The sequence below is a fragment of the Pedobacter sp. UBA5917 genome, assembly GCF_002432345.1.
In the GTDB taxonomy this organism is placed as follows: Bacteria; Bacteroidota; Bacteroidia; order Sphingobacteriales; family Sphingobacteriaceae; genus Pedobacter.
The window spans coordinates 23,106-49,828 of the sequence record NZ_DJDT01000315.1; the positions used below are offsets into that span (position 1 = coordinate 23,106).

The following is a 26,723-nucleotide window of genomic DNA, read 5'->3' on the forward strand; positions in this document are numbered from 1 at the left end:
ATATCAGGTCATAAATTAATACGACCACTTTTCTTGATACTTTCTACTTGATACCGGAGTACTAATCCGGCTTGATACTAATAGTGGTACTGATCGATTACCGCACAAAGATCGTTATATACGGTTTCAATTTCACCAATTCCGTTAACCTTGTTCAACTTACCCTGCTCCTCATAATAAGGTAATACGTGGATGGTTTTATCAAAGTATTCCGAAATACGTTTTTTCAATTTTTCAGCGTCATCATCTGGTCTGCCACTAATTTTATGGCGCTCAGCAATACGCTTGGTTAGCTCGTCCTGATCAACATCTAAAGCAATTACACCGGCAACTTTACTGCCTTTACGCTCTAAAAACAAATCAAGCTCAATCGCTTGTGGAACGGTACGCGGAAATCCATCAAACACAAATCCTTTTGCATCAGGATTTTTATCCACCTCTTCTTCAAGCATTGCAATTGTAATCGCATCTGGTACCAATTCCCCATCAGCTAACAATTGACTAACTTTTTTTCCTAATTCGGTTTCTCCTTTAACGTGTGCTCTAAAAAGATCGCCTGTTGAAACGTGTACCAACTGATATTTTGAAATCAGTTTTTCAGATTGGGTGCCTTTACCCGCCCCTGGAGGGCCAAAGAGAACTAAATTAAGCATTCAAGTTGTTTAGGTTGTCTTCAAAATTAAAAAAGCCTTATTCCTACGGCTCTGTTAAAAGTAACGTTCAAATCACTGATTAATAGGATTAGACATTGTTTACTTTCAAGGCTGCAAATATATAATTATTAATTTAGATGCCATTTATAATTAAGATTTTATTTAAAAAAGCGGTATTTTAATGACATTTATCTTATTCTACAAAGAATCTTGTGCCATATTTATATTTTACAGAATATTCTTGAAATAATAGATTACCGAACCAAACAAGTAGCTATGTTTAAAGGCACTAAAGGGCAGAAAATCCTTATATATTTAATCAATACGTAACCAAAATGATATCATGTTAATAAAAACAATCGTACTGGATGGTATAAAATCAGGAAAAATCTCACTCGCCTTCCGTAAATGGAATAAACCTTCGGCAAAAAAGGGAAGTTCAATAAAAACCGCAGTCGGAATAATCGAAATTATTGATGTAACGATCAAAAAACCGGAAGAAATCACAATTAATGATTTAAAACAGGCAGGTTTTTCAGGCATTGAGGAGCTTGAAAAAAGCTTTCCGGCAAATGCTACAGGTAATTTATACGAAATCCGGTTAAAATATAAATCAGAAGATCCCCGTTTGCAGTTAAGGAAAAAAACAAGCTTATCGCCTGATGAATTTATGCTGCTTGATGAAAAATTAAACAGGCTCGATAAAAATAGCAAAAAAGGAGACTGGACTATTGCGGTGCTCAAAGCTATAGCTAACCACCCCAGGCTAAAAGCCGGAGATTTAGCGCTGAAATTAGGCACGGAAAAAGAATGGCTAAAACTTAATATACGAAAACTGAAAAACCTTGGGCTAACCATCAGTTATGAGCCGGGATATACGCTTTCTCCTCTGGGAGAATATTTTTTAAGCATAAAACTAAAAGATTAAACTAAAAATAGCATCAATCATATCATGACAACAACAAACACGCAGCTACTGGTACAACAATTTTTAACCTGCTTAACCCAACGCGACATCACAAAACTGACCGCTCTTTTTGATGAGGAAGTAGACTGGTACATTCCCGGCAATGAAACTCTTGTACCATGGACGGGCCGAAGGAACAACCGCACTGAGGTACAATCTTTTTTTCAACTTTTATGGCAAAATACCGAACCTGTTTCGGCAAAGATTGACCATATCCTTACCGATGAAAGTGTTGCCATTATTACAGGCGAATTTTCGACCAAAATGCTGGCTACCGATAAAATAGTTGATTCTGTTTTTTTCATACAGATCACTTTTAAGAATGGATTGATAACCCGTTACCGATTACTGGAAGATAGTTATGCTGTAAGTTTAGCCATGAGCAGGTAAAAAGCCGGCAAATATTTTATCAACGCGGCAAACAACAGGGACAACAAAAACCCGAATCTTCATCATCATCCTCATAATCGGAAAAGGAAAAGTTCCCGGCAGGAGACGATGTGCGTACAAGCGCAGTAACATCAGTTGATTTATTTACAAATAATAGCTGTTGTTCATTATATATGCTGGGTTGCATTTTCTTCGTCCAAGCGAGAATAATCGATATACCCCTGTTTCCCGCCACCATACATTGTCGCCCTGTCCGGCTCAATAAGCGGTGCATTTTTCTCGAACCGCTGAGGCAGATCAGGGTTCGCGATGTATAGCTTGCCAAAGGAGATCAGTTTGGCAATGCCTTTTTCAAGTTCAGCTTCAGCCGAAGCCTTATCATACCCAGCATTCGCGATAACTGTCTGACGTATTTTCCTACCAAAGAATTCGATCTCGTCTTCAGCTGCATAATGTTCAGGCAGAGGAAAATTTGGGCTGTGCCTCATGAGTTCCACATAGGCAAAATCCAATTCGTTCAGTTTCTCGATAAGGTAGGTGTAGGTAGCGGCAGGGTCATCCAGTACCATCTCACCATAGGAATGGAATGGAGCTATTTTAATGCCCACCTTTTCACCACCCACCACGCGGATCAATTCCTGCATCACCTCCTGCACGAAGCGGATTTTGTTGGGGATGCTGCCGCCGTAAGCATCCGTCCTTTGGTTGGAACTTTCAGCTAAGAATTGGTTGGGCAGACAGCCATTGCAGGCGTGGAGCGTGACCCCATCAAAACCTGCCGCCATCGCATTTTTTGCCGCCCGGCCATAGTCCTTAATAGTTTGCCTGATCTCCCGGACCGTCATTTCCTGAGGTATCTCAAAATCCTTTCTGCCCAGGGAAGTAAAATGCTGCATCCCCAGGATGGGCAAGGGTGATGGCGCAAGCGGGAGCTTTCCGTTCCGGTCTATAGAATGTCCCATACGGCCGGTGTGCCAAAGCTGGGCTATTATCACGCCACCTTTATCGTGTACTGCAGTTGTGACCTTTTTCCAGGCGGCTATTTGTTGATCCGTGAAAATACCCGGCGTAAGCGGACTTCCGGTAGCCTCTTCACTGATCCTGATGGCTTCGCTAAACAGCAGGCCTGCACTTGCCCTTTGGGCATAGTAGATTTCCGTCATATCACCTACAAGGCCATTAATGTCCGAGCGCCCCCTGGTCATCGCTGCCATGGCTATTCTGTTTTTTAGGCTGACATTGCCCAACTTTATTTTTTCTAAAAGCTTCATAGGTCTATTTTTCTTCTTTTCGCCGGGCCATGCCCTGAGCGATGATGCTGGCGGCAATCAACTGCAGGGCATGGTAAAGCATGAGTGGCAGCAATACAATACCGGTGATGGTACTGTGCTGAAAGAGCACTTTTGACATGACGGTACCATGTACTAATGACTTTTTAGACCCGCAAAATAAAACCGTAATGCGATCTTCATCTGAAAAGCCAAACAAACGGCTGAGTAATCCGACGCAAAAGAATACGGCAAAAAACAAGGCTATCATCCCCCCAGCGAGTCCGGCAAGTTCAAGCGCGGTAAAGCCTGCGAACAAATGTTCAGAGAATGACTTACAGAAGGACGTGTAAATGATGGTAAGGATGATTGCCTGGTCGAAATATTTCAACTGTTTCTTATATTTTTCGGCAATGGCCCCAAAACGGGCGTTGAGGCTAATGCCGATGATGACCGGTAACAACACTTGAAGAACCAACTTGATGACAATATCCGTAACATCAAAATGTCCGGTCGCAGAAGCGATGAACAGCCCGACCCATAGCGGTGTCACCACTACGCCGATCAGACTGGAAATGCTCGCATTGAAAATGGCCGCGGGAATGTTGCCCTTGGCAATGGAAACCATGACCACCGAAGAGGAAACGGTGGATGGTAGAGCTGCCAGAAAAAATATACCCAACCAAAGCACTTCGAAATTGGTGCCGGCAAACAGCGGGCGGGATGCCAAAACGACAAGCGGGAAAAACAAAAAGGTGGTCAACTGGACAATGATATGCATTTTCCAGTTGGCAAGCCCGGTTTTTAATTTCTCCACACTCAATCTTAGACCATAAAATAAAAAGATCAACGAAACGCCTACGCCTGCGATCTGCTCCAGTGAAACAGGTTTTCTAACCATGCCCGGCTGCGGCAAAAAATAGGCCAGCAGGATCATAGTGCCTATCATGAGCAGGAAACCGTCGAAACCTGCTTTACTTAATATTGCTAATAACTTCTTCAATGTGATTTATATATTCTTAACCCGCATTTTCTTTGCGTATGATCTCTGCGCCTGCGCTCAAAGCACATAACTTACCTCTGGCTACCGCTCTTGACAATGGAGCCATACCACAGTTTGTACTAGGGTAGAGTTTCTCAATATCCACAAATTCAAGCGCTTTACGCAGGGTATTGGCTACCTCTTCAGGCGTTTCGATCGTGCCGGTTGCCACGTCAATGGCACCCACCATCACTTTTTTACCGCGAACAAGTTCCATCAGATCTAAAGGCACGTTTGAGTTGTGACATTCTAATGAAACAATATCAATTTTAGATTTTTGAATTTTCGGAAAAACTTCTTCATATTGACGCCACTCTGAGCCCAGTGTCTTCTTCCAATCGGTATTAGCCTGTATGCCATATCCGTAGCAGATATGCACCGCAGTTTCGCAGGTTAACCCTTCAATGGCCTTTTCTAATGCTGCCATTCCCCAATCGTTAACTTCATCAAAAAAGACATTGAATGCAGGTTCGTCAAACTGGATGATATCTACTCCAGCATCTTGAAGTTCTCTTGCCTCTTCATTGAGTGCTTTGGCAAATTCCCAGGCTAATTTTTCACGACTTTTGTAATGGCCATCATACAACGTATCTACCATGGTCAATGGTCCGGGTAATGCCCATTTGATCAGTTTGTCGGTCTGTTTACGAAGGAACTTGGCGTCTTCAACAAAAACTGCTTTCTGGCGTGCAACATCGCCAACAACCATCGGAACACTCGCATCATAACGGTCACGGATTCGCACAGTTTTGCGGTTTTCAAAATCTACGCCGCTCAAATGCTCGATAAAAGTGGTTACGAAATGTTGGCGTGTCTGCTCACCATCACAAGCGATATCCAGTCCTGCCAGTTCCTGTTCCTGCAATGTAATGCGCAGTGCATCCTGTTTTCCTTCAATCAACTGATCGCCTTCCAATTTCCATGGTGACCATAGTTTTTCGGGTGGTGCAAGCCAGGCAGGCTTGGGCAGACTTCCAACAATTGAGGTAGGCAATAATAATTTCTTAGTCATAGAATAATTTTAATGTGTGGTATTAATTAAAGTGAGAAATTGGCAGACCATTGCTCAAGGATATCCTGGTAAGGCTTGATGAAATGCTCTTCGGCATATTTACCCTGTTCAATGGCCAACCGGCTGCGCTCTTCGCGGTCATATTCCACTCGGGTCAGTGAATAATCTTCGTGCTTAAGACTTGGCTGATAGACTTTTCCAGCAGCCGAATTTGCATTATAAATTTCCGGGCGATAGATCTTCTGGAAAGTCTCCATCGTGCTGATTGAGCTGATCAGTCCAAGGTCAGTATAATCAGAAAGCAAATCTCCGGAATGATAAAAAGCCATCGGCGCCACAGCGTCTGGAGGCATGAAAAAACGAACTTTCAAGCCCATTTTAGCGAAGTATTCATCAGTGAGAGAATACTGGTCCTGCTGGTACTCAAACCCCAGAATGGGATGCTGGTACTCCGTGCGGGTATAGGTTTTATTGCCCGATACACTCAGGCAGATGATCGGCGACATCTTAAAGTGCTCTTTATAAGTTAACGAATTCACAAAGCACTTATAAAGTTTTCCATGCAGATCTCCAAAATTTTCAGGAACAGTAAAACTAGGCTTATCCTTATTGTAGTCGATCAATAAAACACTAAAATCATAATCACGCACATAAGAAGAAAAATTATTTCCTGCAACACCTTCGATTTGCTGACCAGTCCTACGGTCAAAAATATTCGTTTTTAAAACTTCGATCATCGGCAGATCGTTAATACCGTTCTTATCATCGATACGCATTGTTACGGTGAGGATTTCGAGTTCTACAAGGTAACGGTCACCTTTTGGATTATCCAGATGAGCCAATGCATTAAATCGATTGTTGATCATATTTAAGGCATTACGTAAGTTTTGCTGGCGGTTAGCTCCTCTGGCCAGGTTTGCAAAATTGGTTGTCAGACGCGTCTGACTTGAGGGGTGATAGTTTTCATCTAAACAAGTGCTCTTTAGCGTGAAGACAAATTCATTCTTGATGGTATCTTGGATATTTTCCATGTATTTCTTTAACTTTTTAAATGGTTAATGATCATTAAAAAGTTCTTGGTTATTCAGAATACTACTGGCAAAAAAAAGGATTTGAGAAGGAAAGATAGACACGAACAGGCACAGCCAACCCCTGAGGGTTTGCACCTTATAAGCTATACAATCTGACCAATAACCTCTTTACGCGGAAGTATCGTCAATTCAGAAAAGGCAGGTATCCTGACTTGTAACGGCTTTTACCGGCCTTCCCGTTTGCACAGTGACCATTATTGGTAAAACCTTTTGTGTTACTTACAGTTGCGCGACAGCTCGTGATTTGCACACGATTCCCTATTAATTCACCGCTAAGTAAAACCTTTTCCGATTGTTGAAATATGTAAAGAACTTTAATTATTACAAATCAGCTTTAAACTTCAACAAAGATACATTTTAAGATTATAAAGCTTTAAAAAAGAAAATAATCAGATAAATTATCTTTATATTGAAATAATTAAAGCATATTATACTTTTAATAAACTATTTTTACTACCTGAAAAGAAAATTATTCTATGAAGGATTTAGATGAAACGGATTTATCGTTGCTGAAGTTATTGTGCAACAACTCAAAGTATACCAATAAGGAGCTTGCCGAACTTGTAAACCTTTCTCCCTCTCCCGTTTTCGAACGGATAAAAAGACTGGAAAACAGTGGCTATATCAAGAAGTACATTGCAATTCTTGATGCAGAAAAATTCAATCAGGGTTTTATTGTTTTCTGTAACATCAAACTCAAACAGCACGACAAAAAAATAGGCAACCGCTTTGTAGAGGACATTCTTAATATTGAGGAAGTTGTAGAGTGTTATAACATTTCGGGTGATTACGATTTCATCCTAAAAGTATATGCAAAAGACATGAAACATTATCAGGATTTTGTTTTCAATAAACTGGGCTCGGTAGAAAGCATAGGCAGTACGCACAGCACTTTTGTAATGGCCGAAATCAAAAACACGCACAATATTAGTTTTTAGGTGGAATAGATTTGCCAATGACAGAGTTTAATAAAATGACTCGTCATTGCGAGGAGGCACGACGAAGCAATCTTAAAACGATCGCTATAACCCATAGTTGTAAGATTGCTTCGTCGGCTGAAAAAGCCTTCTCGCAATGACGAGCCTGTTCCCCCTATTTTTTCCTCGCATGCGGTATTTTGGTATCCGACAGATCGATCTGCATCTCCTGTTTTCTGATTACCTCATCGCTAAACGTTTTTTCTTTACGGATTTTATGTAGTTCCTGCCTTTGGATGCGATAAATATCACGTAAAACATCGTTATAAACCTCCATTTCGGCATTTTCAATTTCTTCGCACTCCATCGATTCCAACCTCCTTGAGGTATGGCCTAAACTGTGCTCCAGCTCATTTTTCAAACCTTTAACCAATCCAATTCCTTCCACTTCGTTGGCATATTGATCTTCTAAACGTGATAAAGAAACATTTAAAAGCCTCAGTTTAATATTTGCTTCCTGCTGCTCATCCGGAACAAGCGGATCGATCTCATAAATATTGATCGCCCTGATAATATAGGGTAATGTTAATCCCTGAAAAACCAGGGTAACCAGTATCACCACAAAAGTGATAAAGATGATGAGGTTACGGTGAGGAAAATTGATATTCGCTGCAGTGGTTATGGGTAGCGATAATGCCGCAGCTAATGAAACTACTCCCCTCATGCCTGCCCAGCCAATAATTAACGGACCTTTCCAACCGGGATGCACTTCGCTTTGTCTCACTTTTTTTGATAGCCACCGTGGTATAAATGCTACCGGATAAATCCATGCAATTCTTAAAACGATTACCAGTGCACTGATCACCAAGCCATAACCTGTTGCCTCCCAGATCGAATAGCCCTCTAAACCTGCCATAATTACAGGAAGTTCTAAACCGATAAGGATAAATACCAATGCATTTAAAATAACGGCCAAAGTTGCCCAAACATTTACAGCTTGCAAACGGCTCTGTCCATCTACAAAAATCTCGTGCGAGCGGTAAGATAAAAACAAACCACCACTTACCACAGCCATTACCCCCGAAAAGTGGAATTGCTCTGCCGCCAGGTACATAAAATACGGCGATACAAGGGTTAAGGCCGAATCGATACTTGGCGTGGTTGGCAAAAACCGATGGATAAGATACATTACATGTGCTACTGCCAAACCGATTACAATACCCATTACGGTACTCAAAAAGAAATCGGTGGCCGCATCCGAAAACGAAAACTGACCGGTAATCACCGCAGCCAGTGCAAAACGCAGTACAATTAAGCTGGATGCATCATTAACCAAACTTTCGCCCTCTAAAATGGTTGTAATCCGTTTTGGTACGGTAATATTTTTTAATACCGAGGTGGCCGCAATGGCATCTGGAGGTGAAACAATACCGCCCAACAAAAAACCCATAGCGAGCGTAAAACCCGGAATCATCGAAGAAGTTAAAAAAGCAACTGCCAGCGAGGTAATGATTACCAAACCGAAGGCCAGTAAACTGATCGGCCTGCGCCACCGCCAGAAATCGTTCCAGGATGTGTACCATGCAGCCTCATACAACAAAGGTGGGAGGAAAATCAGGAAAATGATCTCCGGATCTATAGACATGGCCGGAATACCCGGAATATAACTAATGCCCAAACCCGCAATAACCAAAAATATGGGGTAGGAAATTTTAACCTTCTGCGCCAGCATAATCAGCATAAAAGCCACCGAAAGCAGAATAATAAATTGGAGTAACGTGTAGTGCATGGCCTTTTCCGATCAGAGAATAAACCACAAATATAATCAACAAAATACCGGTATACTCAAATGAAAAACATAAAAAACAATATTTAAAATAGACGGCGTAACATGATGCTAAATCAAGCTGACAGTTTTTAAGCTACGCTCCCTCCTTCGTCATTTACAAAAAAAAAGGTTAAGAAACGTAGATTAAACAAATCTCCAGGCTTCACGGTTATTTAACTAAATAATATCAATTTAGTCTAACTAAAGCAAACAGAAACAGCTAACTTACAAAAGCTAAATAGCAGATACAATAATTGATTTTTGACCAGGACAGTGCAATTCTGCATTGTGATACTCAATTGAAAATCAGAATTAAACAAAATCATCCATTTAAAAATTAAAACTATGAGTACCATTAAAGTAAAAGACGGAACCGAAATTTATTACAAAGACTGGGGAACAGGGCAACCGATCGTTTTTCATCATGGCTGGCCTTTATCTGGCGATGATTGGGATACACAGATGATATTTTTTGCTAACCAGGGTTACCGGGTAATTGCACACGACAGACGCGGACACGGAAGATCGGGCCAGGCATCAGAAGGGCATAATATAGACACTTATGCGGCTGATGTTGCAGAACTTGTTGAGACACTGGATTTAAAAGACGCCATCCACATCGGGCACTCAACCGGTGGCGGCGAAGTAATCCGTTATGTAGCTAAATATGGTAAAGACCGTGTAGCAAAGGCAGTTTTGATCAGTGCAGTAACGCCGATTATGATCCAAAACGAGAATAATCCGGACGGTGTGCCGTTAGCGGTATTTGATGAGATCCGCCAGGGCACAGGCTTTACCAGGGCACAGTATTTCTACGATTTCCCTATCGCGTTTTACGGCTGGAACCGCGAAGGCAAAAAAGTAGACGAGGGTGTTAAACACAATTGGTGGCGCCAGGGCATGATGGGTTCGGTTAGGGCGCATTACGAAGGAATTAAAGCCTTTTCTGAAACGGATTTAACCGAAGACCTTAAAAGTGCAAATGTACCTGTTCTGGTTTTACATGGCGAAGATGACCAGATTGTACCTTATCACCAGGCACCAAAAGCAGCTGCACTTCTGAAAAATGGCAAATTAATTTCATACCCGGGTTTCCCGCATGGCATGCCAACTACCGAAGCAGAAACAATAAATAAAGATATTCTGGCTTTTATCAAATAACAATGTAGCAAGCCATCTCCAGAACGGGATAAATCAGCTTTTAAGTGGTTTGTAGTATAAACAATTTTGTAACAATGGGATTTACACTTGAAGAAGCAAAGGCTAAAGCAACTGCGAGTGTATTACAAAATTCTGGGATGCAACTTTTAAAACTCGGAAGTGTCCCTTATCAACCTAACACATTTGTAAACTTGTAACCTACCTAAAATGCATAAATACTTCATTAGTTCAATAGCTATATCTTTAGCGCTTAGCTTCATGTCTGTTAGCAATCGGAACATAAGCGTACCGAAATTGCCAATTATAGACACGTCAAATATCAAGGGTTATAGGTCTTTACAATCGTTTAACGCAGATACTTTAGGATATATAAAATATAATTTTGTTGATAATAAGGGACGCTTCGTAAACAAACCTTTACAAGTGCTACTAAGCTCACTTGAACTGCCAATATTCAGGTATTACAATGGAAACCCACACGACTATTACGACAAGACTAATGATGTGCCAGATATATATATAAATATTTATCCTGATGTCGTAGAATGGCAAAAGAAACGGCAGGACCCTGCCATTTTGCTCATTGCTTTCAACAAAACCATACCTGCTGATAGCGCCTATTCTTTGGTTAGACGAACTCGCATGAAATGGACAAGCGAGGCAATCAGTTTCTATGGGAACAGGTCCGTTAAAAACATCCAATTGGTAAAGTTCCAGTAGCGTTTTTTTTAACTGCATTGTTAACGGTGAGAAATTAAAATAATTCAGTTTTTCACTCAACTAGATGGAGATCTTGAACTTAAGTTTCTTGGTCTCCATCTTTAATTGTCAAAACAATTAATTAATTAACTTCTCATAAACTTTAAGTTAGCGAGCAAGTAGAAGATGATCTAAATATTGAAGGACTGGCAGAATTAGCTGCAATCAACCTTAAAAACCTGCCTGAATTCTATGCCACAGCTGATTTCTACATAAATAAATCATTGTGGATGCGATATATGCTGATTTTTTTGACAGAGAAGCACCGTGAACACCTGAAGTAGATAAAGCTGTTCAGCTTATTTTTCAGATTAACAGAGAGTTGAGACATAAAAAAACCGGAGCAAAATCTTTAAGTGATTTTTACTCCGGTTTTGTGCACTTGTAGGGATTCGAACCCCAAACCTTCTCATCCGTAGTGAGATGCTCTATCCAATTGAGCTACAAATGCGTTTCCGTATCGTTAACGGACTGCAAAGGTATAACTTGATATTTTAATTTCCAACTAAATTTAAAAAAAATCTCAAAATATTTCTTTGCAGATCATGCCCTATGCGCTCAATGCGTCATTAATTGCTTTGAAATCAGGCAAATCCTTTGCATTTTCCAAAACTTCGGCATAAGCAATTTTTCCTTCTTCATCGATTACAAAGGCGGCCCTTTTAGAAACGCCCCTCAATCCGAAGGCAAATTCATCATAAAAAGCACCGTAAGCTGCCGATACCTCTTTGTTAAAATCAGATAATAGCGGGAACTGGTAACTTTGCACTTCTTTAAATTTACCCAATGAGAAAGGAGAATCCACAGAAATACCGATAACCTGTGCATCTATGCCTTCGTAATAGCTAAAGTTATCCCGCATGGTGCACAACTGTTCGGTACATGTTCCGGTAAAAGCCATCGGGAAAAAGTGGATAATTACTTTTTTGCCTTTAAAACCTGAAAGGGAAACTTCTGTTAATTCAGAACTGTATAATTTAAAATCCGGGGCGGTATCGCCTACTTGTAATGCCATTGTTTATTTTTTTAGTAAATAATATATTGTTAAATGGTTTTATTGCTTAATTGTTTTTAGACTCTTGACTTAGGACTACCGACCCGGGACTAACCAGCCATCTGTTGTTCCAAAATTACCAATCCTTCTTCAAAAGAATGCGGATTGTAACCTAAATCTTTAATTGCCTTATCCAGCACAAATCCCGTTTTTACAGGTCGCTTTGCCGTTTGATTTAAACTTGCTGAGCTAATCTCATTTATAAAGGAATGATCGAGTTTCCAATAATCGGCAACTTTCCGCACTAAATCTGCAATGCTCATGTAATCTTTGCCCGATATGTGGTAAATTCCATTGGCATTTTTCTCAACAGCCAGCAAACAGGCCTCGGCCAGATCCTCGGCCAGGGTAGGCATACGCCATTGGTCGTTAACCACATTTATAGGCGATGCTTTCTCCAACGCACCTTTCGCCCACAATACGATATTGCTACGGCTCATGTCACTGGTAATTCCGTAAACCAGTATCGTTCTTAAAATTACCCACTTTGCTTTTGAGTTTTTAATCAACTCTTCGGCCAGCACTTTCGATTCGCCATAATAACTTACCGGATTAACAGCAGCATCTTCTTTATAAGGCCCATCTGCCCCATCAAAAACAAAATCGGTGCTCAAATGGATCAACTGTATGTTTTTTTCTTCGCATATCGATAACAGGGTGTTAACAGCATCTACATTTAATTGATGGCAAAGTTCTTTATTTGCTTCGCAGGTATCTACGTTGGTCATTGCCGCCGTATGGATAATTACATCAGGACGGTATTTTTCGATAACTTCTCTTACCTGTCGGGAATCGAGTATGTCCATTTCGGCATATACATATCCTTCTTTAACAGGATAACGGTTTCCCCCTTTTGATGTTGCAACCAGGTTTACCCGCCCTTCGGCCAGTACTTTTTCTGTTATTTTTTGTCCTAAAAGCCCATTACTGCCGGTAACAAGTATTTTTTTCATCCCTTAGATTAAATGTTATTTGTCTCTTACGATTAATTGTAATAGGTTTGTGACGAAATTTTCAGACTGATCAAATTCACGAACCAAATATAATCATGAAACCCATTTTAACCGCTCTATTATTTCTATTTAGCTTTAAAGCCATTGCCCAAGATTCAACCTTAACCAAACCGCCGATAAAAAAAAACAGTATTTATGCCGAGCTGCTTGGAAATGGCGGTGTATATTCAATCAACTACGACAGGATATTCCAATTAAGTAACGAAGTAAAAATTGTACCGAGGGCTGGTTTTTCAACCCTGGAAAATGTTTTGATTTTTCCATTGGAAATAAATCTACTCTTAAGCAAAAGCAGTACATCAAAGAATTTCTTTGAAACCGGTATTGGTCTAACCATATTAAAACCATTAAACGGCTTTTCTGGACAATTGCTTACCATTAATGGGTATGAATATAATTTCGATAACAAAGCCGTTAATACCCCGGTAATTTTAAGGGCTGGTTTCAGGCATCAAAAACCGACAGGTGGTTTTATGTACAGAACTGGCGCCCTCCTGTTAACAGGAGACGAAACCCAGTTGACTATCGGAATTGGATTGGGGTATACTTTTTAAAGTCGTTATCCAGATTTAATCGTTTGAAAATGACAGTTTTTCGATCAGTTTTTTCGTTAAAAGTTAACAACATTTAGGATGTTAAAAAATTTTGTAATATATATTTAAAATTCAGTAAGAATAACTTAACTTTGCCAACCGAATTGGAGCCCCTATAAACAGCTTTAATTCATTGACTGTAATAAATTTACTCACAACAGATATGCCTAACTTAGGAAAAATAGCACAAATTATCGGCCCTGTGGTTGACGTTAGCTTTGCTGATGATGCCCATCTACCTAAAATTTTTGATGCGTTAGAGATAACGAAAGAAAATGGACAAAAAATTGTTTTAGAAGTTCAACAGCACTTAGGTGAAGACCGTGTACGTGCAATTTCGATGGACTCTACCGACGGTTTGGTTCGTGGTATGAAAGTAGTTGATACTGGCGCTGCGATTAAAATGCCAGTTGGCGACCAAATTAAAGGTCGTTTATTTAATGTAGTTGGAGAAGCGATTGACGGTATCAACACAGTTGATAAAACCGATGGTCGTCCTATCCACGCAACCCCTCCTAAGTTTGAAGATTTATCTACCGAAACTGAGGTGCTTTTTACAGGTATCAAAGTAATCGACTTACTAGAGCCTTATGCTAAAGGTGGTAAAATCGGTTTGTTCGGTGGTGCTGGTGTAGGTAAAACGGTATTGATCATGGAGTTGGTAAACAACATCGCTAAAGCCTATGCTGGTTTATCAGTATTCGCAGGTGTTGGTGAGCGTACTCGTGAGGGTAACGATTTACTTCGTGAGTTTATCGAATCAGGTGTAATCAACTACGGCGACGAATTCTTACACTCAATGGAAAAAGGTGGATGGGATCTGAACGCTGTTGATACCGAAAAATTAAAAGAATCTAAAGCAACATTGGTTTTCGGTCAGATGAACGAGCCTCCTGGTGCACGTGCACGTGTAGCATTATCAGGATTAACCGTTGCCGAATATTTCCGTGATGGTGATGGCGAAGGCGCTGGAAAAGATATCCTTTTCTTCGTTGATAACATCTTCCGTTTTACCCAGGCAGGTTCTGAGGTATCGGCCCTGTTAGGTCGTATGCCATCTGCAGTAGGTTACCAACCAACTTTGGCAACTGAGATGGGTTTAATGCAGGAGCGTATCACTTCAACAAAACGTGGTTCAATTACATCAGTACAAGCGGTATATGTACCTGCGGATGATTTAACTGACCCGGCTCCGGCAACAACTTTTGCCCACTTAGATGCAACTACAGTACTTTCGCGTAAAATCGCCGAGTTAGGTATTTACCCAGCGGTAGATCCATTGGATTCTACTTCACGTATCCTTTCTCCTGCCGTATTAGGTGATGAGCACTATAACACTGCACAACGCGTTAAAGAAACTTTACAACGTTATAAAGAATTACAGGATATCATTGCGATCTTGGGTATGGACGAGTTATCTGAAGAAGATAAATTGGTAGTATCAAGAGCACGTCGTGTTCAACGTTTCTTATCTCAACCTTTCCACGTAGCCGAGCAGTTTACAGGTTTAAAAGGTGTATTGGTTGACATTAAAGATACCATCAAAGGATTTAACATGATCATGGATGGTGAAGTTGATGAGTATCCTGAAGCTGCATTTAACTTAGTTGGTAGCATTGAAGATGCAATCGAAAAAGGTAAAAAATTATTAGCAGAAGCGAACTAAGAGAGACGTGAGACACTAGATATGAGATATGAGAGAGACTTGGTCTCAAATCTCGTATCTCAAATCTCAAATCTATTCAAGATGAATTTAGAAATATTAACTCCAGATAAAAAAGTTTTCGAAGGTGAAGTAACTGCGGTTACGGTTCCTGGTACTTTAGGTTCTTTTCAGATTTTAAGAGACCACGCCCCTATCATCTCTACTTTAGAAGATGGAGAAGTTATTATAAAAGCAAACAAAGCCGAAGAGCAGCGCTTTTTTATCAAAGGCGGTGTAGTTGAAGCAATCCATAACAAAGTTGTGGTTTTAGCCGAAGGTATCGCTTAAGCAAAAAATCAACTCATTTATAAAGCCTCCCGATTTAATAATCTGGAGGCTTTTTTGTTATCTTGGGGTTTTAAACAATTATAATCAAAGTTAAGCTCTAAAAGATATCTAGCGCTTATCTAAAATCATAGCCGTCACCCTGAATTCATTTCAGAGTCTACTTTGCAGGAAGCATGCATTAGATAAAGTAGCTAAAACTTAGTTATTATTTAACAAACCCACAAACCGCATCGATAAATGTTTTATTATTTTCGTAATAGAGCATGTGCGAACCTGCTAACTGTACCACTTTCTGGTTGGCAAACCTGTAATTCTTATAATAATCTGGTCCAACGGCATGGTCCTCCTTCCCTGTTATAATCAAAACCGGGATTTTAATTTTGTCGGTTAACAAAGCATAATCTCTAAAGTATTCAGGGTATTGCTGCACTTTTGTAGCATCTATTAACGGCATAAAGAGCGTCATGCCAAAATCCGATGTACGTTTATATGAATTTTCGATGCTATCCATTTTGATAATGGTATTTACATCGTTGGCAATATATTTATAGCCAAGATGTGCCGCACTCAATTTTTTCCTGACCAATGCTGCCCCACTCATCAATTTTGCAAAATCTCTTTCATTTATAACCGTATCCTTTTTCAATAACCGGTAACCATATGCTATCTGTTCCTGCATCTGATCTGTGTTCATAAAATGGGCTATCGTATTGGCCATAATCATACCCGATAAGTTTTTGGGATATTTTAATGCATAATTAATAGCCAGTACCCCACCGAATGAATGGCTGAGTAGATACACTTTCTCTAGTCCTAATTTTACGCGCAATTCTTCTATATCCTGCACCACACGGTTTAAACTATAATCCTTCGCATTTTGAGAATGTCCCGATCCCCTTTGATCCAGGTAAACCATGGTTAGGCATTTCTCCAGCGCTGATCCTCCCATTTTCTCAAATGACAGAAAATCCTGACCGGGCCCGCCATGTAAATAAATACAAACCGGTCCCTTACCGGCAACTTTTAGGGCCAATTTTATGCCATCGGATGTTACAAAAGTCTGATCGCCCATTTTCAGATGTGCATTCCTGTCAGTTGAAGAACAGGCCGCACATAGCGTAACTAGAACAATAAAAACGATATAAGTTATTTTCATAGGAATATTTCTGAAATCAAATTACACAACTATTTTCAATTAATGGCGAAAAAGGCTTATTATCAACGTCAGACGGTTTCGTTATTACCTCAAATTTTAATACCAAAATACCCTACGAATTTTCAACTTTCCGAGGGCTTTTATTCATTTTAGGCAGAATATTTAAAAATTTATAATGCAAGCATAATAAACATACCGTATACCGTTTTGATATTTGGTCTACAGCTATCGGCATTAAATAACTATTCCGATCCGCAGCAAGAATTATATTCCGATAAATACAAAAAAATAAGAATTATATTCCGATTCAACTTTTTTCTGATTTCTCTTGCATATTAATGAACCAAAAACTAAATTGGTTTTTATAAACAATGAGATTATCATGACGATTCAGAACAACATATTAACAGCCGTTCTTACTACAAATGTGGTGGGCAATGTTGTGTTGTTACCAGTCATTTTAATTAACCTTCTACTCCTAGGCATTTTGCTAGGGAAGAAAATGGGCAGCTTTTAAATAATTTTAAAAAACTAATATTTAAAGCGTCCCGGTATAAACGGGACGCTTTTTTTAAATAACAAAACAGCGTATTATGAAGTACTATAATGCTAATACGATTATTTACCTCGACGGAAAGTTTGAAAAGGCTGTAAATAGCAGTACCGATCTTTATGGTCAGTCGTTACACTATGGCTATGCGGCATTCGAGGGTATTAGAGCCTATAAAACGCACAACGGCAACCGTATTTTCAAAGCTGCCGCCCATTTCGACCGTTTGGAGCGCTCTTGTCAGTTGGCTAATATTCCCTTCCCTTGGGATAAACAGGAACTGATTGCTGCAACTTATAAACTGTTGCAGTTAAACAAACTGAAAGATGCTTATATCCGTCCTTTGGTTTTTTGCCATCCGAACATGAAACTGAATGAACCCAGTGGGGTTTCAATTTTAATCTGCGCCTGGGAGTGGGACGCTTATTCGGGCAACAAATTATTAAAATTAACGGTTTCAGATTACGAAAGGCCAAATCCTAAATCAGCTCCGATGGAGGCCAAATTGAGTGGAAATTATGTAAACTCAATTTTAGCTACCACTGCTGCTAACATTAAAGGTTACGACGAAGCGTTGCTTTTGGATATGCATGGTTTTGTTGCAGAAGCATCAGGGGCAAATATCTTCCTCGAAAAAGATGGTAAATTATACACACCCTCATTGGGGAATATTTTACCGGGTATTACGCGCGCAACTGTAAAAGAGCTTTGTAACGTACTGGATATAGAATGCATTGAGAAAAAATTAACCATTGAAGATTTAAGAAAGGCTGATAGTGCTTTTTTATGCGGAACAGCAACCGAAATTGCAGGAATCGCTTCGATTGACGATATCGTTTTCCGCTCTTTATGGAGAGAATCTATCGGTTATACCATACAACGGGCCTATAAAAACCTGGTGCTCGAAAAAGTGAATTACGAGGTGATTATCTAGCGATTAGTATATTGGTTAATGGCTAAATAGTTAAATGGATCATGGTTGATAGCGAATCTGACTATTAACTATTGACTAAAAAACCATTATCCCAAACAGGAATTTAAACAATAAAAAACACTCAAAAAGCAGATGACCGAAGATATCAATCAACATTACCCAAAAGCTTATCAGCAGATAGATGCTGCTACTAAGGCTTCGGGATTTGATATGGCATCTGACGTATTAACCTGCTCTTTGCTTAAAACGCTTGCTGCCTCTAAACCTTCGGGCAAATTTCTGGAGCTTGGCACCGGAACAGGCTTATCCACTTCGTGGATATTGGATGGGCTTGATGAGGCCAGTACATTGACTTCGATAGATAACGATGCTAAATTTTTAGCCATTGCGGAAGATTTCCTTGGAAACGACGATCGTTTAACCCTGGTTGATACCGATGGCGCCGAGTGGATTGAAAAGAATAAAGACAAAAAATTCGATTACATATTTGCAGATACCTGGCATGGAAAATATTTGCTTTTAGACGAGGCCATCGCCATGCTCAATAAAGGTGGCCTTTATATCATAGATGATATGTTACCTCAACAAAATTGGCCTGAAGGACATCAGGAAAAAGCGATTAAGTTGATCAAAGATTTAGAATCACGTGATGATCTGCACCTTACCAAACAGGTTTGGGCAACGGGAATTGTAATCGGCGTAAAAAAATAGAGAAATACAGTAAAATAGTTCTTTGCATTTTTCAGGAAGTTAGTATGTTTGTGTTCAGTGAACAGCATGAATATAAACACAAACATTATTAGCAACTTAATTATTGTCATTTCTCAAAAGAGAGGTGGAAATCGTTGCGTATAATATAAAAATATACAATATCGAAACCGCCTCCGAAACGAGGCGGTTTTTTTTTGCCTCAAAATATTTAAAACTAACAGAACCATATACAATTTAAACAATGAGCGAATTAAACAAGTACAGTAAAACATTTACACAAGATCCAACGCAACCGGCTGCACAGGCTATGCTTTACGGAATCGGTTTAACCGATGCTGATATGGCTAAAGCACAGGTCGGTATTGCAAGTATGGGCTACGATGGTAACACCTGCAACATGCACTTAAACGACCTTGCAAAAGACGTCAAAGCTGGGGTCTGGAAAAATGATTTAGTCGGCTTGATTTTTAATACCATTGGAGTAAGTGATGGGATGAGCAATGGTACCGATGGCATGCGTTATTCGCTTGTAAGCCGCGATGTAATTGCCGATAGTATCGAAACCATTTGTGGTGGACAATATTATGACGGGATTATCTCTATCCCTGGTTGCGATAAAAACATGCCTGGTGCAATTATGGCCATGGCCCGTTTAGATCGCCCTTCAATCATGGTTTATGGTGGCACAATCGCCCCTGGCCATTATAAAGGCGAAGAATTAAATATTGTTTCGGCTTTTGAGGCATTGGGGCAAAAAATCTGCGGTAACCTTTCAGAAGAAGATTATCAGGGTATCATTAAACATACCTGCCCCGGTGCAGGTGCATGTGGCGGTATGTATACAGCCAATACAATGGCTTCGGCTATTGAGGCTTTGGGTATGAGTTTACCTTACTCTTCTTCAAATCCGGCCATAAGTCCGGAAAAAAAACAGGAATGTTTAGATGCCGGTAAATACATTAAGGTTTTATTGGAAAAAGATATTAAACCTTCCGATATCATGACGAGAAAAGCATTCGAAAATGCGATCCGTTCGATTATTGTATTAGGTGGTAGTACCAACGCTGTTTTACACTTTATTGCCATGGGTAAAGCCATCGGTGTAGAAATTACACAGGATGATTTCCAGAAAATGAGCGATGTAACACCGGTACTTGCCGATTTTAAACCTAGTGGAAAATACTTAATGCAGGATTTACACCAATATGGTGGTATCCCTGCTGTACTAAAATATTTGTTAAATGAGGGTTTATTACACGGCGATTGTTTAACCGTAACCGGAAAAACGATGGCTGAGAATTTGGCTGATGTGAAATCGATTATGGATTACGATCAGAAAATCGTTCAAAAATTAAGCGAACCAATCAAAGCAACCGGTCACTTGCAGATTCTTTACGGAAACCTTGCCGAAAAAGGTTCTGTAGCTAAAATCAGCGGTAAAGAAGGCGAAAAATTCGAAGGTCCTGCACGTGTATTTGATGGCGAGCATGATTTAATTGCCGGTATTTCAAGCGGCCGCGTTCAACCCGGTGATGTTATCGTAATTAAAAATTCAGGTCCGGTTGGCGCGCCGGGTATGCCAGAAATGTTGAAACCAACTTCGGCCATTATCGGTGCTGGTTTAGGTAAATCGGTTGCTTTAATTACCGACGGACGTTTCTCTGGTGGTACGCATGGTTTCGTGGTTGGGCACATCACGCCTGAATCATACAAAGGTGGTTTAATCGGATTGGTAGAAGATAACGACCGGATTTTGATCGATGCCGTGAACAATATCATCAGTTTGCAGGTAAGCGAAGAAGTGATTGCCGAGCGTAGGAAAAACTATGTTCAGCCAGCATTAAAAGTAACAAAAGGTGTTTTATATAAATATGCTAAAACAGTATCGGATGCGGCCAGTGGTTGCGTAACCGACGAATACTAAAAATCAAAAAATCATCCCCTAGATTAATTGATTACTAAAAAATAGATTATGCAGATAATTAAAAGTATTCAGAACAGGATTTATGAAATCAGGGGAGAAAGAGTAATGCTCGATTTCGATCTCGCATCACTTTATGAAGTGGAAACAAGAGTATTAAATCAGGCCGTAAAACGTAACATTAAACGTTTTCCAGATGATTTTATGTTCCAGTTAACTTCGGCAGAGTTTGAAAGTATAAAATTTCAAATAGATGCAATTAATGAGAATGTTTCATCACAAATTGTGATAAGTGATCAACCCAACTTGATGTCACAAATTGTGACTTCAAGTTGGGGCGGCACCAGAAAGCTGCCTTATGCCTTTACAGAGCAAGGAGTAGCCATGTTAAGCGGTGTTGTAAATAGCGACAAAGCCATTAATATGAACATTGCCATTATGAGGGCTTTTGTTGATGTGCGTAAAATTTTATTGAAACAAAGCACTATCAACGAACAGTTAACAGAAATTAAAGAACGCATAGGCGAACACGATGTTCAACTAAATGAACTTTATGATGCAATGGAAAATTTAATCGACGAGAAAATTGCTCAGATAAAGTGGAATGACAGAGAAAGAATAGGGTTTAAAATTAAAGAATAATAGAACCGCAAAAACATAACTATGGAAACTGCACAAGAAACAATACAACAAACCGAGGCGAAAGCAGGAACCTCAAAAACCTTTAAAGGAACAGGCTCGCAGGTTTTGTTGAATGGATTAATTGAAGAAGGTGTAACCACTATTTTCGGTTATCCAGGTGGCGCAATCATGCCTATTTATGATGCCCTTTACGATTATGCCGATAAATTAGAACATATATTGGTGCGTCACGAACAGGGCGGTATCCATGCTGCCCAAGGTTTTGCAAGAGCAAGCGGTGAGGTAGGTGTTGTATTTGCAACCAGTGGACCAGGCGCAACCAACCTGGTTACCGGTTTAGCAGATGCTCAAATCGATAGTACGCCATTGGTTTGTATCACTGGTCAGGTTTTCGCACACTTATTAGGTACCGATGCTTTCCAGGAAACGGATGTAATCAACATTACTACCCCTGTTACCAAATGGAATTATCAGGTTACCGATGCAAAAGAAATCCAGGAAGTATTGGCTAAAGCTTTCTACATTGCCAAAAGCGGCAGACCAGGCCCGGTTTTAATCGATATTACCAAAAATGCGCAGATACAGTTAGAAGAGTTTCCTGAATATGTAAAATGTAACCACATCCGCAGTTACCGCCCGAAACCGAAAGTTAGGGTTGAGTATATTGAGCAGGCAGCAGCATTAATCAATTCAGCTAAAAAACCTTTTATTCTATTCGGACAAGGTGTAATACTAGGTAAAGCAGAACAAGAATTCAAAGCTTTTATCGAAAAAACAGGAATTCCGGCTGCATGGACAATCATGGGCGAAAGCGCTATCCCAACTTCACATCCTTTAAACGTAGGTATGTTGGGTATGCACGGCAATTATGGTCCAAACGTATTAACCAACGAGGCTGATGTACTTATAGCCATCGGTATGCGTTTTGATGACCGCGTAACCGGTCGTTTAGATAAATATGCCAAACAGGCCAGGGTAGTACACCTTGATATCGATCCTGCCGAAATTGATAAAAACGTTAAGGCTGAAGTTGGTGTTTGGGGCGATTGCAAAGAAACCCTACCCCTATTAACCAACCTGGTTAATGAGAATAAACACGAAGATTGGTTAGCAAAATTTAAAGAATATAACCAACAGGAGATAGATCAGGTCATTACTCCCGAACTTTACCCAACAGGCGATGAAATGACCATGGGCGAAGTATTGCGCAACATTAACGAAATATGTGGTGGTGATGCGGTAATTGTTACCGACGTTGGCCAGCACCAGATGGTAGCCTGCCGTTACGCCAACTTTAACAATACCCGTAGCAATATTACTTCTGGTGGATTGGGTACCATGGGCTTTGGTTTACCGGCTGCCATCGGCGCTAAATATGGTGCACCGGATAAAACAGTTATTGCCATTATCGGCGATGGCGGTTTCCAGATGACTCCGCAAGAATTGGGTACCATTATGCAATTTGGTGCTGCAGTAAAAATCCTGATCTTAAACAACCGTTTCTTGGGCATGGTTCGTCAATGGCAACAGTTATTCCATGATAAACGCTATTCTTTTGTAAACATCACCAGTCCTGATTTTGTGGCTTTAGCCAAATCTTACTACATCGAAGCAAGTAAGGTTGATGAACGTGCAAACTTAAGGCAGGCTTTAGAAACCATGATCAACCACGAAGGCTCTTATTTATTAGAAGTAATGGTTGGAAGAGAAAACAACGTTTTCCCAATGGTTCCACAGGGGATGAGTGTAAGCGAAATCAGGTTGAAGTAAGGTAGAGGCTATAAAGGTAGAAGGTTTAAGGTCAAAAAGAATTATCATGAGTACTGAAAATACATTAGAACATAAAATAACAAAAGCCGATTTTGAAGGAAAGCAGGAATACACCATCACGGTTTATGCCGAAAATCGTATCGGTTTATTAAACAGGATTGCGATTATTTTCTCTAAAAGAAAAATCAATATCGAAAGTTTAAATACCTCTCCATCAGAAATCGATGGGATTCACCGCTTCAATATCGTAATCCAGGAAGGTTACGAAGTGGTAAGGAAACTTGCCCGTCAGATTGAAAAACAGATTGAGGTATTAAAAGTTTATTTCAACACTAACGACGAAATTATCTGGCAGGAACTTGCACTTTACAAGGTTTCTACTGATGAAATTGCCGAAAAAGTAACTGTAGAGCGTTTATTACGCCAATATGGTGCAAGCGCGGTGGTGATCCGTAAAGATTATACCGTTTTTGCAGTAACTGGTCACCGCGAAGAAACCGATGCTTTGGTAAAAGCCCTGGAACCTTACGAACTGATTGAATTTGTACGTTCTGCACGTGTAGCCATTATTAAAGATAGCGCAGGTTTCCACGAAAAACTTAAAGAATTCGAAGCTTTCGAACCGGGTGAGGAACTGGTAGAAAACGAGTTTTTAGAAAAAGGAGAAAAGATTTTCACCATGTAAGCGTAAAGCTAAAAGACTAAAGACTAAAGCATAGTACCCTTTGCGGTTAAAAAACAGAATATGAAATGTAATAAAGCCATACCCATTTTAAGAATATTCGATTACGATAAAGCAGTTGAGTTTTATGTAAACTGGCTGGGTTTTAAAATAGACTGGGAGCATACTTTTGAAGAAAATACCCCGGTTTACATGCAGGTTTCATTAAACGGTATTGAGCTTCATTTAAGCGAGCACCACGGAGATAGTTCGCCAGGCGCACATGTTCATATCGATTGTACAGGTTTAAAAGAGTTTCAGAAAGCACTCATTGATAAAAAGTACAAATACAACAGGCCAGGTTTGGAGAAAACTTTTTATGGAACATGGGCTGTAACCGTAAACGATCCGTTTTTTAACAAGATCACCTTTAACGAAGTGCTAAGTGAGGCTGAAAGCTTAAAGACTAAAGACCAAAGCGAAAACACTAATTAAGATAGAAAAAGAGATGAACGAAGTATTTAATTTCATAATAAACTCGCGCAAGGCCTTTATCCGTTTAATCGATAGTTTAACCATCGAACAACTGAATAAAATACCTGATGGTTACAACAATAATATCATCTGGAATTTTGGGCATATTGTGGTGAGTACACAAACACTTTGTTATGTGCGTACAGGGATACTGGCCGATGCAGCAGCTGTAAAGTTTAACGATTTCTACAAAAAGGATACAAAACCAACTTATACCGTAACAGAAGAAGAAGTTGCAGAATTGAAAGCCACAGCCTTGGCAAGCATTGAAAAAATTAAGGAAGATTATAATGCAGGAAAATTCGCGAACATCACTCCTTATACAACAGCAACCTATGGCAAGCAATTAAACAGTATAGAAGAAGTATTGATTACAACCGTGGGCCATGATAATGTACATTACGGATATGCAAATGCGCTGAAAAAATACCTTTAACATGGAAGAGGTATGATGGAAAATGGATGAGGGATTAACATGGAGAATAAAACAATAAAATCTGTGTAATCCCTAAATCTGTGTAATCATACTGAAAGAAAACAATATATAAAACGATAATTAAACTAGAAATTAACCAATAAAAAACAATGGCAAATTATTTTAACACATTACCTCTTAGAGAAAAATTAAACCAATTAGGTGTTTGCGACTTCATGGACAGTGCTGAATTTTTAGACGGCGTTAGCGCATTGAAAGGCAAAAAACTGGTAATTGTAGGTTGTGGTGCCCAAGGCTTAAACCAAGGTTTAAATTTAAGAGATAGTGGTTTAGATGTAAGCTACACTTTACGTAAGGAAGCAATTGAAGGTAAACGCGATTCGTGGAAAAATGCAACTGAAAACAATTTCACTGTTGGCACCTATGAAGAACTGATCCCAAATGCAGATGTGGTAATTAACCTTACCCCTGATAAACAACATACCGCTGTTGTAAATGCCATTATGCCTTTAATGAAAGAAGGTGCTACCCTGTTATATTCTCACGGTTTCAATATCGTAGAAGAAGGCATGCAGATCCGCAAAGATTTAACCGTTATTATGGTTGCGCCTAAATGTCCGGGTAGTGAAGTAAGGGCAGAGTACGTTCGTGGTTTCGGTGTACCTACCTTAATTGCTGTTCACCCTGAAAACGATCCTCAAGGTAAAGGCTTGGCACAGGCCAAAGCTTATTGCGTAGGTACTGGCGGACACAGGGCGGGTGTATTAAAATCATCTTTCGTAGCTGAAGTAAAATCTGATTTAATGGGCGAGCAAACCATCCTTTGTGGTTTATTGCAAACAGGTTCTATCCTATCATTCGATAAAATGGTAGAAAAAGGAATCGATGCAGGTTACGCTTCTAAATTGGTTCAATACGGTGTTGAAGTAATTACCGAAGCTTTAAAACAAGGTGGTATTACTGCAATGTTGGATAGATTGAGCAATGTAGCTAAAATCAAAGCTTTCGAAATTTCGGAAGAATTGAAAGATATTATGCGTCCGTTGTTCCAAAAACACCAGGATGACATTATGAGTGGCGAATTTAGCCGTACCATGATGGAAGATTGGGCAAACGGAGATAAAAACCTATTAAAATGGAGAGCTGAAACAGGCGAAACTGCTTTCGAAAAAACACCTGCTGGTGATGTTAAAATCGGTGAGCAGGAATATTTCGACAATTATACTTTAATGGTTGCTTTTGTTCGTGCCGGTGTTGAATTGGCTTTCGAAACCATGGTACAGGCAGGTATCAAACCAGAATCTGCTTACTACGAGTCGTTACACGAAACACCACTTATTGCCAACACCATTGCACGTAAAAAATTGTTCGAAATGAACCGCGTAATTTCTGATACTGCAGAATATGGTTGTTATTTATTCGATCAGGCTTGTAAACCGCTTTTGGGCGATTTCATGAAAAAAGTAGATACTGATCTTGTTGGTAAAAACTTTAACGAAGGTAAAGACGGTGCTGTAGATAACAGAAAATTAATTGATGTTAACGAGGCTATCCGCTCACACCAGGTAGAACAAATCGGCGCAACGTTGCGTAAAGCAATGACCGCAATGAAGGCGATTAAAACAGCATAGTAAACTTACAACCTCGCAGGTTTCTCAAACCTGCGA

The 26,723-nt window shown here is 39.8% G+C and carries 25 protein-coding genes, 1 tRNA gene and 1 riboswitch; of the genes, 16 read left to right on the plus strand and 10 right to left on the minus strand.

The features are described from left to right. Window positions 1-77: 77 nt before the first annotated feature. Window positions 78-653: an adenylate kinase gene (locus tag B2V92_RS21960; RefSeq protein ID WP_293312156.1), complete on the minus strand. Its 576-nt coding sequence runs from the start codon at window positions 651-653 to the stop codon at window positions 78-80. A gap of 343 nt (window positions 654-996) precedes the next feature. Between B2V92_RS21960 and B2V92_RS21965 the strand changes: the two genes are divergently transcribed. Both B2V92_RS21965 and B2V92_RS21970 read left to right on the plus strand, forming a co-directional pair. Next, window positions 997-1,581, plus strand: coding sequence for a hypothetical protein (locus tag B2V92_RS21965; RefSeq protein WP_293312158.1), 585 nt, complete (start codon window positions 997-999; stop codon window positions 1,579-1,581). Between the two features lie 24 nt (window positions 1,582-1,605). Beyond that, window positions 1,606-2,010, plus strand: coding sequence for a nuclear transport factor 2 family protein (locus B2V92_RS21970; RefSeq protein ID WP_293312160.1), 405 nt, complete (start codon window positions 1,606-1,608; stop codon window positions 2,008-2,010). A gap of 167 nt (window positions 2,011-2,177) precedes the next feature. Here the strand turns inward: B2V92_RS21970 and B2V92_RS21975 are convergent, their stop codons facing one another. From B2V92_RS21975 to B2V92_RS21990, 4 genes are read right to left on the minus strand one after another with little or no spacing between them, the layout of a single operon-like run. Then, complete coding sequence (locus B2V92_RS21975) at window positions 2,178-3,281, minus strand: alkene reductase (RefSeq protein WP_293312162.1); 1,104 nt, start codon at window positions 3,279-3,281, stop codon at window positions 2,178-2,180. 4 nt (window positions 3,282-3,285) lie between these two features. Next, window positions 3,286-4,281, minus strand: a complete 996-nt coding sequence (locus tag B2V92_RS21980; protein ID WP_293312163.1) for a bile acid:sodium symporter family protein — start codon at window positions 4,279-4,281, stop codon at window positions 3,286-3,288. Between the two features lie 16 nt (window positions 4,282-4,297). Further along, window positions 4,298-5,332: a methionine synthase gene (locus tag B2V92_RS21985; protein WP_293312165.1), complete on the minus strand. Its 1,035-nt coding sequence runs from the start codon at window positions 5,330-5,332 to the stop codon at window positions 4,298-4,300. A gap of 26 nt (window positions 5,333-5,358) precedes the next feature. Beyond that, window positions 5,359-6,363 carry a DUF1852 domain-containing protein gene (locus B2V92_RS21990; RefSeq protein WP_293312167.1) on the minus strand — a complete coding sequence of 335 codons (1,005 nt, stop codon included), beginning with the start codon at window positions 6,361-6,363 and terminating at the stop codon, window positions 5,359-5,361. A 180-nt stretch (window positions 6,364-6,543) separates the two neighbouring features. Then, window positions 6,544-6,725, minus strand: a riboswitch (cobalamin riboswitch). A 174-nt stretch (window positions 6,726-6,899) separates the two neighbouring features. Between B2V92_RS21990 and B2V92_RS21995 the strand changes: the two genes are divergently transcribed. Then, window positions 6,900-7,361 carry an Lrp/AsnC family transcriptional regulator gene (locus B2V92_RS21995; RefSeq protein ID WP_293312169.1) on the plus strand — a complete coding sequence of 154 codons (462 nt, stop codon included), beginning with the start codon at window positions 6,900-6,902 and terminating at the stop codon, window positions 7,359-7,361. A 154-nt stretch (window positions 7,362-7,515) separates the two neighbouring features. On the opposite strand, the gene B2V92_RS22000 is transcribed toward B2V92_RS21995, so the two are convergent. After that, the gene (locus B2V92_RS22000) at window positions 7,516-9,129 is read right to left on the minus strand and encodes a Na+/H+ antiporter (RefSeq protein ID WP_293312170.1); all 1,614 of its coding nucleotides are present in this window, start codon (window positions 9,127-9,129) and stop codon (window positions 7,516-7,518) included. 384 nt (window positions 9,130-9,513) lie between these two features. On the opposite strand from B2V92_RS22000, the gene B2V92_RS22005 reads away from it, so the two are divergent. Further along, window positions 9,514-10,329 (plus strand): alpha/beta fold hydrolase, encoded by an 816-nt coding sequence (locus tag B2V92_RS22005; RefSeq protein WP_293312171.1) that lies wholly within the window; start codon window positions 9,514-9,516, stop codon window positions 10,327-10,329. A gap of 1,136 nt (window positions 10,330-11,465) precedes the next feature. Here B2V92_RS22005 and B2V92_RS22010 read toward each other — a convergent pair. From B2V92_RS22010 to B2V92_RS22020, 3 genes are all read right to left on the minus strand, one after another. Continuing rightward, window positions 11,466-11,539 (minus strand) — tRNA-Arg (locus B2V92_RS22010). 99 nt (window positions 11,540-11,638) lie between these two features. Further along, window positions 11,639-12,103, minus strand: coding sequence for a redoxin domain-containing protein (locus B2V92_RS22015; RefSeq protein WP_293312172.1), 465 nt, complete (start codon window positions 12,101-12,103; stop codon window positions 11,639-11,641). A gap of 89 nt (window positions 12,104-12,192) precedes the next feature. Beyond that, window positions 12,193-13,095: an SDR family oxidoreductase gene (locus B2V92_RS22020; RefSeq protein WP_293312174.1), complete on the minus strand. Its 903-nt coding sequence runs from the start codon at window positions 13,093-13,095 to the stop codon at window positions 12,193-12,195. Between the two features lie 95 nt (window positions 13,096-13,190). Here B2V92_RS22020 and B2V92_RS22025 point away from each other — a divergent pair, with 95 nt between their 5' ends. The 3 genes from B2V92_RS22025 (at window position 13,191) to atpC (ending at window position 15,741) form a co-directional block, all read left to right on the plus strand. Continuing rightward, window positions 13,191-13,709: a hypothetical protein gene (locus B2V92_RS22025; RefSeq protein ID WP_293312175.1), complete on the plus strand. Its 519-nt coding sequence runs from the start codon at window positions 13,191-13,193 to the stop codon at window positions 13,707-13,709. 202 nt (window positions 13,710-13,911) lie between these two features. Continuing rightward, a complete protein-coding gene (gene atpD, locus B2V92_RS22030) occupies window positions 13,912-15,414 on the plus strand; it encodes a F0F1 ATP synthase subunit beta (protein ID WP_113950938.1) in 1,503 nt (500 codons plus the stop codon). 81 nt (window positions 15,415-15,495) lie between these two features. Then, the gene (gene atpC / locus B2V92_RS22035; RefSeq protein WP_293312177.1) at window positions 15,496-15,741 is read left to right on the plus strand and encodes an ATP synthase F1 subunit epsilon; all 246 of its coding nucleotides are present in this window, start codon (window positions 15,496-15,498) and stop codon (window positions 15,739-15,741) included. Window positions 15,742-15,946: 205 nt separating this feature from the next. On the opposite strand, the gene B2V92_RS22040 is transcribed toward atpC, so the two are convergent. After that, window positions 15,947-16,897: an alpha/beta fold hydrolase gene (locus B2V92_RS22040; RefSeq protein WP_293312179.1), complete on the minus strand. Its 951-nt coding sequence runs from the start codon at window positions 16,895-16,897 to the stop codon at window positions 15,947-15,949. Between the two features lie 593 nt (window positions 16,898-17,490). Here B2V92_RS22040 and ilvE point away from each other — a divergent pair. The 9 genes from ilvE (at window position 17,491) to ilvC (ending at window position 26,687) form a co-directional block, all read left to right on the plus strand. Then, complete coding sequence (gene ilvE / locus B2V92_RS22045; protein ID WP_293312181.1) at window positions 17,491-18,381, plus strand: branched-chain-amino-acid transaminase; 891 nt, start codon at window positions 17,491-17,493, stop codon at window positions 18,379-18,381. Between the two features lie 132 nt (window positions 18,382-18,513). Then, window positions 18,514-19,092, plus strand: a complete 579-nt coding sequence (locus tag B2V92_RS22050) for an O-methyltransferase (RefSeq protein WP_293312183.1) — start codon at window positions 18,514-18,516, stop codon at window positions 19,090-19,092. 241 nt (window positions 19,093-19,333) lie between these two features. Further along, window positions 19,334-21,016 (plus strand): dihydroxy-acid dehydratase, encoded by a 1,683-nt coding sequence (gene ilvD, locus B2V92_RS22055; RefSeq protein ID WP_293312184.1) that lies wholly within the window; start codon window positions 19,334-19,336, stop codon window positions 21,014-21,016. A 48-nt stretch (window positions 21,017-21,064) separates the two neighbouring features. Beyond that, window positions 21,065-21,655: an ORF6N domain-containing protein gene (locus B2V92_RS22060; protein ID WP_293312186.1), complete on the plus strand. Its 591-nt coding sequence runs from the start codon at window positions 21,065-21,067 to the stop codon at window positions 21,653-21,655. Window positions 21,656-21,676: 21 nt separating this feature from the next. Beyond that, the gene (gene ilvB / locus B2V92_RS22065) at window positions 21,677-23,425 is read left to right on the plus strand and encodes a biosynthetic-type acetolactate synthase large subunit (protein ID WP_293312188.1); all 1,749 of its coding nucleotides are present in this window, start codon (window positions 21,677-21,679) and stop codon (window positions 23,423-23,425) included. 46 nt (window positions 23,426-23,471) lie between these two features. Next, window positions 23,472-24,110 carry an acetolactate synthase small subunit gene (gene ilvN / locus B2V92_RS22070; protein ID WP_293312190.1) on the plus strand — a complete coding sequence of 213 codons (639 nt, stop codon included), beginning with the start codon at window positions 23,472-23,474 and terminating at the stop codon, window positions 24,108-24,110. Between the two features lie 60 nt (window positions 24,111-24,170). Next, entirely contained in the window at window positions 24,171-24,581 is a 411-nt protein-coding gene (locus B2V92_RS22075) for a glyoxalase superfamily protein (protein ID WP_293312192.1), read from the plus strand. Between the two features lie 13 nt (window positions 24,582-24,594). Further along, window positions 24,595-25,056: a DinB family protein gene (locus B2V92_RS22080; RefSeq protein ID WP_293312194.1), complete on the plus strand. Its 462-nt coding sequence runs from the start codon at window positions 24,595-24,597 to the stop codon at window positions 25,054-25,056. A 149-nt stretch (window positions 25,057-25,205) separates the two neighbouring features. After that, window positions 25,206-26,687: a ketol-acid reductoisomerase gene (ilvC, locus tag B2V92_RS22085; protein WP_293312195.1), complete on the plus strand. Its 1,482-nt coding sequence runs from the start codon at window positions 25,206-25,208 to the stop codon at window positions 26,685-26,687. Window positions 26,688-26,723: the final 36 nt, after the last annotated feature.

Bases quoted from the DNA above. Each gene is read 5' to 3' on its own strand.
- B2V92_RS21960 (WP_293312156.1), bottom strand. From the start codon at position 653: ATGCTTAATTTAGTTCTCTTTGGCCCTCCAGGGGCGGGTAAAGGCACC.
- B2V92_RS21965 (WP_293312158.1), top strand. From the start codon at position 997: ATGTTAATAAAAACAATCGTACTGGATGGTATAAAATCAGGAAAAATC.
- B2V92_RS21970 (WP_293312160.1), top strand. From the start codon at position 1,606: ATGACAACAACAAACACGCAGCTACTGGTACAACAATTTTTAACCTGC.
- B2V92_RS21975 (WP_293312162.1), bottom strand. From the start codon at position 3,281: ATGAAGCTTTTAGAAAAAATAAAGTTGGGCAATGTCAGCCTAAAAAAC.
- B2V92_RS21985 (WP_293312165.1), bottom strand. From the start codon at position 5,332: ATGACTAAGAAATTATTATTGCCTACCTCAATTGTTGGAAGTCTGCCC.
- B2V92_RS21990 (WP_293312167.1), bottom strand. From the start codon at position 6,363: ATGGAAAATATCCAAGATACCATCAAGAATGAATTTGTCTTCACGCTA.
- B2V92_RS21995 (WP_293312169.1), top strand. From the start codon at position 6,900: ATGAAGGATTTAGATGAAACGGATTTATCGTTGCTGAAGTTATTGTGC.
- B2V92_RS22000 (WP_293312170.1), bottom strand. From the start codon at position 9,129: ATGCACTACACGTTACTCCAATTTATTATTCTGCTTTCGGTGGCTTTT.
- B2V92_RS22005 (WP_293312171.1), top strand. From the start codon at position 9,514: ATGAGTACCATTAAAGTAAAAGACGGAACCGAAATTTATTACAAAGAC.
- B2V92_RS22015 (WP_293312172.1), bottom strand. From the start codon at position 12,103: ATGGCATTACAAGTAGGCGATACCGCCCCGGATTTTAAATTATACAGT.
- B2V92_RS22020 (WP_293312174.1), bottom strand. From the start codon at position 13,095: ATGAAAAAAATACTTGTTACCGGCAGTAATGGGCTTTTAGGACAAAAA.
- B2V92_RS22025 (WP_293312175.1), top strand. From the start codon at position 13,191: ATGAAACCCATTTTAACCGCTCTATTATTTCTATTTAGCTTTAAAGCC.
- atpD (WP_113950938.1), top strand. From the start codon at position 13,912: ATGCCTAACTTAGGAAAAATAGCACAAATTATCGGCCCTGTGGTTGAC.
- atpC (WP_293312177.1), top strand. From the start codon at position 15,496: ATGAATTTAGAAATATTAACTCCAGATAAAAAAGTTTTCGAAGGTGAA.
- B2V92_RS22040 (WP_293312179.1), bottom strand. From the start codon at position 16,897: ATGAAAATAACTTATATCGTTTTTATTGTTCTAGTTACGCTATGTGCG.
- ilvE (WP_293312181.1), top strand. From the start codon at position 17,491: ATGAAGTACTATAATGCTAATACGATTATTTACCTCGACGGAAAGTTT.
- B2V92_RS22050 (WP_293312183.1), top strand. From the start codon at position 18,514: ATGACCGAAGATATCAATCAACATTACCCAAAAGCTTATCAGCAGATA.
- ilvD (WP_293312184.1), top strand. From the start codon at position 19,334: ATGAGCGAATTAAACAAGTACAGTAAAACATTTACACAAGATCCAACG.
- B2V92_RS22060 (WP_293312186.1), top strand. From the start codon at position 21,065: ATGCAGATAATTAAAAGTATTCAGAACAGGATTTATGAAATCAGGGGA.
- ilvB (WP_293312188.1), top strand. From the start codon at position 21,677: ATGGAAACTGCACAAGAAACAATACAACAAACCGAGGCGAAAGCAGGA.
- ilvN (WP_293312190.1), top strand. From the start codon at position 23,472: ATGAGTACTGAAAATACATTAGAACATAAAATAACAAAAGCCGATTTT.
- B2V92_RS22075 (WP_293312192.1), top strand. From the start codon at position 24,171: ATGAAATGTAATAAAGCCATACCCATTTTAAGAATATTCGATTACGAT.
- B2V92_RS22080 (WP_293312194.1), top strand. From the start codon at position 24,595: ATGAACGAAGTATTTAATTTCATAATAAACTCGCGCAAGGCCTTTATC.
- ilvC (WP_293312195.1), top strand. From the start codon at position 25,206: ATGGCAAATTATTTTAACACATTACCTCTTAGAGAAAAATTAAACCAA.